Genomic DNA, 9,231 nt, shown 5'->3' on the forward strand with positions numbered 1-9,231 from the left:
CCCTGACTCTTCTTCCCTCGGCTCTTCACCCCATCAGGTGATTCACCCCGCGGGCGGTCGCGCCAGCCCCTTGCTGTAGGCGTAACGCACCGCCTGTGCACGGTCCTTGAGGCCCGTCTTGGCGAAGAGGTTGTTGATGTGTGTTTTCACGGTCGCGGTGGAGACATGCAGCGTGCGAGCGATCTCCTGGTTGCTGAGGCCTTCGGCGATGAGCACCAGCACCTCGGTCTCGCGCACGGTCAGCCCGTCGGGCGCCTCGTCGGCCGCCGGTTCGGGCTCGGGCTGCGAGAGCCGCTCCAGCAACCGGCGCTGGATGCTCGGCGACAGCCCCGCGTCCCCCGACAACACGCTCTCCACCGCCCGCACGATCTCGTCGCCGCCCGCGTCCTTGGTCAGGTAGCCCCGCGCACCGGCCTGCAGCGCGGGGAACAACGACTCGTCGTCCGCGTAGGTGGTGAGCACCACGACCTGGGTCCCGGGGTACTGCGCCCGAATCCGCCGGGTGGCCTCCACACCGTCGCAGCGGGGCATCCTGAGATCCATCAGGACCACGTCCGGGGAGAGTTCTCCGACCAGCCGCACCGCCTCCTCGCCGTCTCCCGCGGCACCGACGACCTCCACGCCGGGCAGCAGACCCAGCAGCATCACGATGCCCTCACGGACCACGGTCTGATCGTCCGCGACGACCACCCGGGCGGGCTTCTTCTCCCCCTCCGTCTCGGTCATACCGGCACCTTCAGCGTCACCACGAATCCCTCCTCGTCCGGCCCCGCGTCCAGCGAACCGCCCAGCAGTTCGGCGCGCTCCCGCATGCCCAGCAGACCGTACCCGCCGCCGGACCCCGTGAGTTCGCCCGGCCGACCCCCCGAGTCCCGTACGTCCAGCCTCACTTCGTGCTCGCTGTAGTCGAGTCGCAGGCACACCTTGGCACCTTGGGCGTGCTTGCGGACGTTCGTCAGCGCCTCCTGCGCGACCCGGCGCACGGCCTGGGACGCCTCGGCCGGCAGAGGTCTGCGCTCACCCGTGACGGTGACATCCGCGTTGCCGGCCCCGCTGACCAGTGCGGTCAGGAAGTCCTCCAACGGAGTCAACTCGCCCCGCAGCGCGGACAGGGCCTGCCGGGTCTCCTCGAGTCCGTCGCGGGCCATACCCCGGGCGGCCACCACCCGCTCCAGGATCCGTTCACGGTCGGCGCCGTTCTCGATCAGCAGCCGGGCCGCCTCCAGGTGCACGAGCTGCGCCGAGAGGCTGTGGGCCAGCACGTCATGGATCTCCCGTGCGATCCGTGCCCGCTCGGTCAACGCCGCGGACTCGGCCTCGGCGGCCCGAGCGGCCCGCTCCTGGGCGAGCAGCCGCTGTGCGCTGCCCCGGGCTTCCGCGTCCAGACGCAGGACGTATCCGGCGAGTGCCATGCCCGCCACGGTGACCGCCGTGGTCAGCCAGACGTCGGTGTCGAACGCGGAGTACGAGGCCAGTGCCACCGCCGCCGCCGGGCCCGCCGCCGCGAGCGGCAGCCGCTCCAGCGCGCTGATCCCGCAACCGCAGAAGATCACGAGAGCCGCCACTCCGAACCCCGTGGCCTGGGCTGCGACCGCGATGCCCAGGAGCACGCCCATGAGCGCGAGGGAGGGCACCAGCCGGTGCTCGTAGGTCGTCCGGAAGAAGGCCCACGCGACGAGACCGGCGACGAGGATCCCTGCTGCCGCGGCGAGCGCTCCCCCGATCCCGACGTGCCGGTCACTGAAGGCGCCCCACAGGAGCACTGCGAGCACCAGCAGCCGGACGGCCCAAGCGAGCAGACGCCGGGGCCCGGTGAGGCCCTCACGGCCGAGGGCTTCGCGCGACGGCCAGCGTGTCCAGGCGTTCTCGGTCACACGCACTCCTTCCACGCCGGCCTGTCGTCGTCACCGTACGCCGGAGCGGGACGGATCGTGGCGCCGAGGGACTGCGCCCGCCAGACCAGGATCCCGCCGCGGACCAGCAGGGTGCCGGCGAGGCCGAGCATCAGAGCGGCGCTGTCCTGGTGCACGCCGAGCGCGGACCCGACGGCGTAGACACCGATCCGCAGGGCTACGCCCACGCCCCATACCGCGACGCTCGCCTTGGTGCTCTTGGTCCACACGACGCCGTCCGGGGCCGTCCACACGCGGGTGGTCCAGGCCCAGCCGGCACCGGTGGCCAGGCCGGTCAGCAGCTCCACCGCGAGCAGCGCGGCGGACTCCGCGCGGTGGTGGGTGTCGAGGATGCCGGGCTCGCGCAGCGCGACGACGGCGAGGATCACGGGCAGCAGCCACCAGCGTCGGTCCGTGTTGATCGCGCGGGCGCGGAACTGCCGCACGATCACGACGGCGACAACGGCCACGATCATGAGCGCGTTGACGAGCCCGGGCATCAGAGCCTCCCGTGAGCGAGAAGACGGTGCCGGAAGCGAGTGCTGCCGACGCCTCCGAAGCTACGGAAATTCCCAGGTCAAGGGATCGGAGCCGGGGTGGATCACGGGTGGAAGCGTCGAGTCTCCCGCCTCCACCCCGGGGTGGAGGCACGGCAGCGGGTGGTGAGGCCGGGGTGGAGCACCGGGGCAGCGCCCTGCGGTGGGGGCTGGGCTGAAGATACCGGGGCAGCGGCATGCGGTGGAGGGGCCGGGAGGGCACCGGGACGGAGGCAGTCGGCGGAGGGGCCGGAGTGGAGGAACTGGGGGGCGGGGCCGCGGACCGCGATACGGGGGCCGTCGACAGGGACCGAGGGGTGCGCGGACCCCTCGGCTGGGAGCCGAGAAGGGCGGGGCCCGGTCTGCCGGGAGTCGAAGGAGGCGGGGCACGCATGGGCGGGGGCAGGAGGGTGCGGGCCGGGTCGGGCGGACGCCGAAGAAGACGGAGCACGGTCGGCCGGAAGTCCCAAGAAGCGGAGCCCGTCGAGCGAACGCCGAAGCAGACAGACCACGGCCAGCGGGAACCGGAAGGTGCAGAGCCCGGTCGGGCGGGCGGACGCCGAAGCAGACGGAACGCGGTCGGCCGGGAGTCCCAAGAAGCGGAGCCCGGGCGGGCGGCGACGGTCAGCAGTGACTGCGCGGTGGTAGGCAGTCGGCCTTGGGAGCCGTGCCGCGTGCACCGCCCTCCGACGGCAAGCGCCGCAGCAGTCCACCGGCCCCCTCGGAGCGCCACCGACACCGATGGACAGCCACTCACCTGGGGCTCGCCGTCGGCCGCGCCGCCTGCCTGGGCATCCCGCCCGCGTGGCCGCCGCTCCCGACTGTCGCCGGGACAGACCCGACCCGTCGCCGGGAGGCGCGCTCGTGAGAGCGGGCGCCGCCGACAGCTCGGTCGGCGCCCGTCCCGGCCCACCGCCCTGGCGGCCTCCCACCGGACCGCTCTCCGGCGATCCGCGGTCGGCCACCGGTCGGCGCAGCGACTACGCGTCGATGCGCGAACGGTCCAGCGTCGCCGCCGAGCTGGAGATGAACTCCTTGCGGGGTGCCACGTCATTGCCCATGAGCAGGTCGAAGACCTGTTCGGCGGCTTCCAGGTCGGAGAGGTTGATGCGGCGCAGCGTGCGGTGGCGCGGGTCCATCGTGGTCTCGGCCAGCTGGTCGGCGTCCATCTCGCCCAGACCCTTGTAGCGCTGGATGGAGTCCTTGTACCGGACGCCCTTGCTCTGGAACTCCATCAGCTTGTCGCGCAGCTCACGGTCCGAGTACGTGTAGACGTACTTGTCCTGGCCCTTCTTCGGCTGGACGATCTCGATGCGGTGCAGCGGCGGCACCGCCGCGAAGACGCGTCCGGCCTCGACCATGGGCCGCATGTAGCGCTGGAACAGCGTGAGCAGCAGACAGCGGATGTGGGAGCCGTCCACATCGGCGTCGGTCATCATGATGATCTTGCCGTAGCGGGCCTGCTCGATGTCGAACGTGCGGCCGGAGCCCGCTCCTATGACCTGGATGATCGCGCCGCACTCGGCGTTCTTGAGCATGTCGGTCACCGACGACCGCTGCACGTTGAGGATCTTGCCCCGGATCGGCAGCAGCGCCTGGAACTCGGAGTTCCGTGCCAGCTTGGCCGTACCGAGCGCGGAGTCGCCCTCGACGATGAACAGCTCGCTGCGGTCGACGTCGTCGCTGCGGCAGTCGGCGAGCTTGGCCGGCAGGGACGAGGACTCCAGGGCGGTCTTCCGGCGCTGGGCGTCCTTGTGCTGACGCGCCGCGACCCGGGTACGGGCGGCCGCGACCACCTTCTCCATGACGACCCGGGCCTGGGCTGCCGCGTCCCGCTTGGTGGTGGTCAGGAACCCCTTCAGCTCCTTGGTGACCACCTGGTTCACGATCCGGCGGGCCGCCGAGGTGCCGAGGACCTCCTTGGTCTGCCCCTCGAACTGCGGTTCGGCCAGACGCACGGTGACGACAGCGGTGAGGCCCTCCAGGGCATCGTCCTTGACGATGTTGTCCTCGGCCACGCGCAGCAGCTTCTTGGCGCGCAGGACGTCGTTCATGGTCTGGGTGAGCGCCTGCTCGAAGCCGGCGACGTGCGTGCCGCCCTTGGGGGTGGCGATGATGTTGACGAAGGACCTGGCGGTGGTGTCGTAGCCCGTCCCCCAGCGCAGCGCGATGTCCACGCCCAGCTCGCGGGTGACCTCCTTGGGCGTCATCTGGCCGTGCTCGTCCAGGACCGGGACGGTCTCCTTGAAGGTGCCCTGCCCGGAGAAGCGGAGGACGTCGCAGACCGGCCTGTCGTTCGCCAGGTACTCGCAGAACTCGCTGATGCCGCCGTCGTAGCGGAACGACTCCTCGCCCTTGCTGCCGCCCTCGCCGAGGCCGAACTCGTCACGGACGACGATGGTCAGGCCGGGCACCAGGAACGCGGTCTGGCGGGCGCGCTGGTGCAGGTTCTCCAGGGAGAGCTTGGCGTCCTTGAGGAAGATCTGCCGATCGGCCCAGTAGCGCACGCGCGTGCCGTTGCGGGTCTTGGGGATCTTCTTGGTCTTTCGCATGCCGCTCTTGGCCTCGAACTTGGCGTCCGGGCCGTTGGCGGCGAAGGCGCCCGGCACTCCGCGCCGGAAGCTGATGGCATGCACATGGCCGCCCCGGTCCACCTCGACGTCGAGACGGGCGGAGAGGGCGTTCACCACGGAGGCACCGACGCCGTGCAGGCCGCCGGAGGCGGCGTAGGAGCCGCCGCCGAACTTGCCGCCCGCGTGGAGCTTGGTCATGACGACCTCCACGCCGGACAGGCCGGTCTTCGGCTCCACGTCCACGGGGATGCCGCGGCCGTTGTCGCGCACCTCCACGGAGCCGTCGTCGTGGAGGACCACCTCGATGTGGTCGCAGTAGCCGCCGAGGGCCTCGTCCACTGCGTTGTCGATGATCTCCCACAGGCAGTGCATCAGACCGCGGCTGTCGGTCGAGCCGATGTACATGCCCGGGCGCTTGCGCACGGCCTCGAGACCCTCGAGGACGAGCAGGTGCCGCGCGGTGTAGTTGGAACCGTCCCGGTCTGCTCCTGCCAGCAGCGCTGTGGACGGCACGGACGTATCGGCGGTCACGCGGTTCGCTCCTCGCTGAATTTCAGTTGGCCCCCTTCTGGGTAAGGGGTTGGCTTCGGTCGCCGCTCAGAGGGTACCGAGGCCTGGTAGAGCCGGTGTAACGCCACCCTCGTCGGAAACACAGACTAGTCCAGGCTCGTATGCATGTTCGATCCCTCGATGGAGTGAAGTACACATCACGTTCCCTTGGAGGCATGAACCATTTAGGCTCCGGGCACGTCCTCATGAACAACCGGCAAGCCAGCCGGGAGGACGAAGACACAAGACAGCGCGAAACCGTAAGCACCCAAGACACGCACTACGGCACATTCGCCGCCAACCGGCAGCAGACAGCCGCCCCGGAAGATTTTTTCGAGGAAAAGCCACGAGCGGGAACGTTTTCGGGCTGGTTGGATGTTGACCCTGGTACGACAGCTCGTCGAGCTAGAGAAGAGGCGACGTGACTACTGTTCTGACCCCCGCGAGCCCCCTGACGGCCGCCGATCGCTGCGACCGCTGCGGCGCCCAGGCATACCTGCGCGTCGTCCTGCTCAGCGGCGGAGAGCTGCTCTTCTGCGCCCACCACGGTCGCAAGTTCGAGCCGGAACTCAAGAAGATCGCCGCTGAGATACAGGACGAGACGGAGCGACTGACGACCGTTCCGAACACCGCTTCCGAAGAAGAGCGCTGAATCTCGCACACACGACGAGCCAGCCCCGGCCCAGGCCGGTGAACGGGCGGCCGCTCCTCTCCAGGAGCGGCCGCCCGTGCTCATGCCCGTGTGCGGGACCTCAGGAGCGCCTGTACGGCCTCGGCGGCCCCCCTGCACCCGGTGACAGCGCCCGTACGACCTCGGAGACGCGGGTGTAGACGCCGGGGCTTCCCGGCCGCCCGCAGCCACTCCCCCACGACACGAGCCCGATCAGCCGCCCGCCCGCGATCAACGGGCCTCCGCTGTCACCCTGGCAGGCGTCCGGCCCCCCGGTGACCTCTCCCGCACACAGCATCGAGTCGGCCCGGTAGACGCCGTCCGATCCGCCCGAATAGGCGTGGCGGCAGAGATCGTCGGGCAGCACACGCACGCGTGCCGCGTGCAGACGGCGCGCATAGGCACCCCCGCCGGAGGTGTCGCCCCAACCCGAGACCAGGGCCTCGGTCCCCGGCCTGTAGGCGCGGTCGCCCGCGCCCGCCATGGCGACGACGGCGCTCTGCGGCAGCGCCTCGGCGAGAGTGACGACGGCGAAGTCGCCGGCGTTGGTCGCGCTGTCGTATCCGGGGTTGACCCGGACGTCCCGTACGGCGATCTCGGCGCCCTTACTCGACAGCAGGTCCGTACGGCCGGCGATGACCTTGAGGTCCCGCAGGCGATCGGGCGGGGCGCCCAGGACCTCTTCGGTCAGGCAGTGGGCCGCGGTGAGCACCTCGGTCCGCGCGATGGCCACACCACCGCAGAACTGACCCGCCCGGGTACCTCCGAACCGGTCACGGCTGGACAGCGCCACCGTCCACGGCGCCTGGGAGACATCTATCGGAAAGCCCCCGACGACCACGCTGTCGGCGGCCGCCGGGACCGCGCTCGCCAGGGGTATGGCGGTCATCGTGGCCGCCAGGGCCAGCGGCCGGATCAGTGTCCGGGCAACGGTACGGCGCATACGACTTCCTCACTCTGGGGTTCCTGCTGGGACACCCAGAGTCATCCAAGGGGCCGCCGCCCGCAGCACGAAGGCCCGGCCCCCGTGCGGGGAACCGGGCCTTCGCCGTCGTACGACCGTGACCTAGTCGAGGTAGTCGCGCAGCACCTGCGAACGCGACGGGTGACGCAGCTTCGACATGGTCTTGGACTCGATCTGGCGGATGCGCTCACGCGTCACGCCGTACACCTTGCCGATCTCGTCGAGGGTCTTCGGCTGACCGTCGGTGAGACCGAACCGCATGGAGACGACGCCGGCCTCGCGCTCGGACAGGGTGTCCAGAACGGAGTGCAGCTGCTCCTGCAGGAGCGTGAAGCTGACGGCGTCGGCGGGGACGACGGCCTCGGAGTCTTCGATGAGGTCACCGAACTCGCTGTCGCCGTCCTCACCCAGCGGGGTGTGCAGCGAGATGGGCTCGCGGCCGTACTTCTGGACCTCGATGACCTTCTCCGGGGTCATGTCGAGTTCCTTGGCCAGCTCCTCCGGGGTGGGCTCGCGACCCAGGTCCTGGAGCATCTGGCGCTGCACGCGCGCGAGCTTGTTGATGACCTCGACCATGTGCACCGGGATACGGATGGTGCGGGCCTGGTCGGCCATGGCACGGGTGATCGCCTGACGGATCCACCAGGTGGCGTACGTGGAGAACTTGTAGCCCTTGGTGTAGTCGAACTTCTCCACCGCGCGGATCAGACCGAGGTTGCCCTCCTGGATGAGGTCCAGGAAGAGCATGCCGCGGCCGGTGTAGCGCTTGGCCAGGGAGACCACCAGACGGAGGTTGGCCTCCAGGAGGTGGTTCTTGGCGCGGCGGCCGTCCTCGGCGATGATCTCCAGTTCGCGCTTGAGCTTCGGGGCGAGCTTGTCGGCGTTGGCCAGCTTGTCCTCGGCGAACAGACCCGCCTCGATGCGCTTGGCCAGCTCCACCTCCTGCTCGGCGTTGAGCAGGGGGACCTTGCCGATCTGCTTCAGGTAGTCCTTGACCGGGTCGGCGGTGGCGCCGGCCGCGGCGACCTGCTGCGCGGGCGCGTCGTCCTCGTCCTCGTCGGAGAGGACGAAGCCGGCGCTCTCGGCGCCCTCGGGCTCGTCGGCGACCTTGGTGTCCTCGAGGACCTCGTCCTCGAGAATCTCGGCGTCGTCCTTCTTGCCCGTGGTCTTCTTGGCGGCCGTCTTCTTCGCGACGGCCTTCTTGGCGACTGCCTTCTTGGCGGTCGTCTTCTTGGCGGCGGCCTTCTTGGCGGGTGCGGCTTCCTCGGCGGAATCGGCCGCGGCCGGGGCGGCGGGCACGGCAGGGGCGGCCGTGGTGGCGGTGGCCTTCCTGGTGGTGGTCACCGTCTTGGCCGCGACCGTCTTGGTGGCGGTGCGCTTTGCCGGGCTCTTCGCTGCGACGCTCTTGCGGGTGCGCTTGGGCTCTGCGGCACTGACCATCAGCGTCACACCCTCTTCCTCAAGAATCTGGTTGAGGCTGCGCAGTACGTTCTTCCACTGAGTGGCCGGAATCTGGTCAGCTTCGAAGGCCCGACGCACATCGTCGCCGGCGATCTGCCCCTCAGCCTTTCCCCGCTCAATGAGCGCCATGACAGAGACGGACTCGGCGATCTCCGGCGGGAGCGTACGGGATGTGCTGGCCGACACGAACAACCTCTCGGAACGTTGGAAAACGGCTTCCGGCACCGTCCACTGTGGACGGGAGCCGACCACCGGCCTGGGGATGGGCCGACGGCGCGGGCGGGGGCCGGGAAGATGCACAGCGCCTGTCATGGCGTCCGTATTCCCTCCGCGGCTGTCACCTCTTAGGTCATCGCGCTGTTCCCAAGAGCGTTACGCCCAATCTGCGTGGCCCGAGTCACACCCCATAAGCGTTCAAAAACGGTCATATGAGAGCAGAGGGGATCATCGATGGCGTCACACCCGGCCACGACCAGAACCACGGCGGCCCGCCGCCCCGCCGGACCCGCCGGACTCCTGAAGATCCGGCGGGTCCTGTGGGGTACGGCACACGGTCCCCGAGGGTACCAAGGAAAAAACTCAGCTG

General features: G+C 69.9%; 7 protein-coding genes. 1 reads left to right on the forward strand and 6 read right to left on the reverse strand.

Annotation, left to right across the window (positions count from 1 at the left end; genetic code table 11):
* Positions 1-42: 42 nt before the first annotated feature.
* The 4 genes from ACZ5CW_RS37900 to ACZ5CW_RS37915 form a co-directional block, all read right to left on the reverse strand.
* Positions 43-726 carry a response regulator transcription factor gene (locus tag ACZ5CW_RS37900; protein ID WP_468609763.1) on the reverse strand — a complete coding sequence of 228 codons (684 nt, stop codon included), beginning with the start codon at positions 724-726 and terminating at the stop codon, positions 43-45.
* Positions 723-1,874 (reverse strand): sensor histidine kinase, encoded by a 1,152-nt coding sequence (locus ACZ5CW_RS37905; protein ID WP_468609765.1) that lies wholly within the window; start codon positions 1,872-1,874, stop codon positions 723-725. Before ACZ5CW_RS37905 ends, ACZ5CW_RS37900 begins: the two co-directional genes overlap by 4 nt.
* Positions 1,871-2,392 carry a DUF1453 domain-containing protein gene (locus ACZ5CW_RS37910; protein WP_468609767.1) on the reverse strand — a complete coding sequence of 174 codons (522 nt, stop codon included), beginning with the start codon at positions 2,390-2,392 and terminating at the stop codon, positions 1,871-1,873. The genes ACZ5CW_RS37905 and ACZ5CW_RS37910 overlap by 4 nt, the downstream gene beginning before the upstream one ends.
* A gap of 1,016 nt (positions 2,393-3,408) precedes the next feature.
* A complete protein-coding gene (locus ACZ5CW_RS37915; protein WP_468609769.1) occupies positions 3,409-5,532 on the reverse strand; it encodes a DNA gyrase/topoisomerase IV subunit B in 2,124 nt (707 codons plus the stop codon).
* 439 nt (positions 5,533-5,971) lie between these two features.
* Here ACZ5CW_RS37915 and ACZ5CW_RS37920 point away from each other — a divergent pair, with 439 nt between their 5' ends.
* A complete protein-coding gene (locus ACZ5CW_RS37920) occupies positions 5,972-6,202 on the forward strand; it encodes a DUF7455 domain-containing protein (RefSeq protein WP_069778326.1) in 231 nt (76 codons plus the stop codon).
* A 100-nt stretch (positions 6,203-6,302) separates the two neighbouring features.
* Here ACZ5CW_RS37920 and ACZ5CW_RS37925 read toward each other — a convergent pair whose 3' ends face one another.
* Both ACZ5CW_RS37925 and ACZ5CW_RS37930 read right to left on the reverse strand, forming a co-directional pair.
* Positions 6,303-7,163: a serine protease gene (locus ACZ5CW_RS37925; protein WP_468609771.1), complete on the reverse strand. Its 861-nt coding sequence runs from the start codon at positions 7,161-7,163 to the stop codon at positions 6,303-6,305.
* 123 nt (positions 7,164-7,286) lie between these two features.
* Entirely contained in the window at positions 7,287-8,831 is a 1,545-nt protein-coding gene (locus ACZ5CW_RS37930) for an RNA polymerase sigma factor (protein WP_468609773.1), read from the reverse strand.
* Between the last annotated feature and the right edge of the window lie 400 nt (positions 8,832-9,231).

Source organism: Streptomyces sp. NPDC031379 (assembly GCF_055569615.1).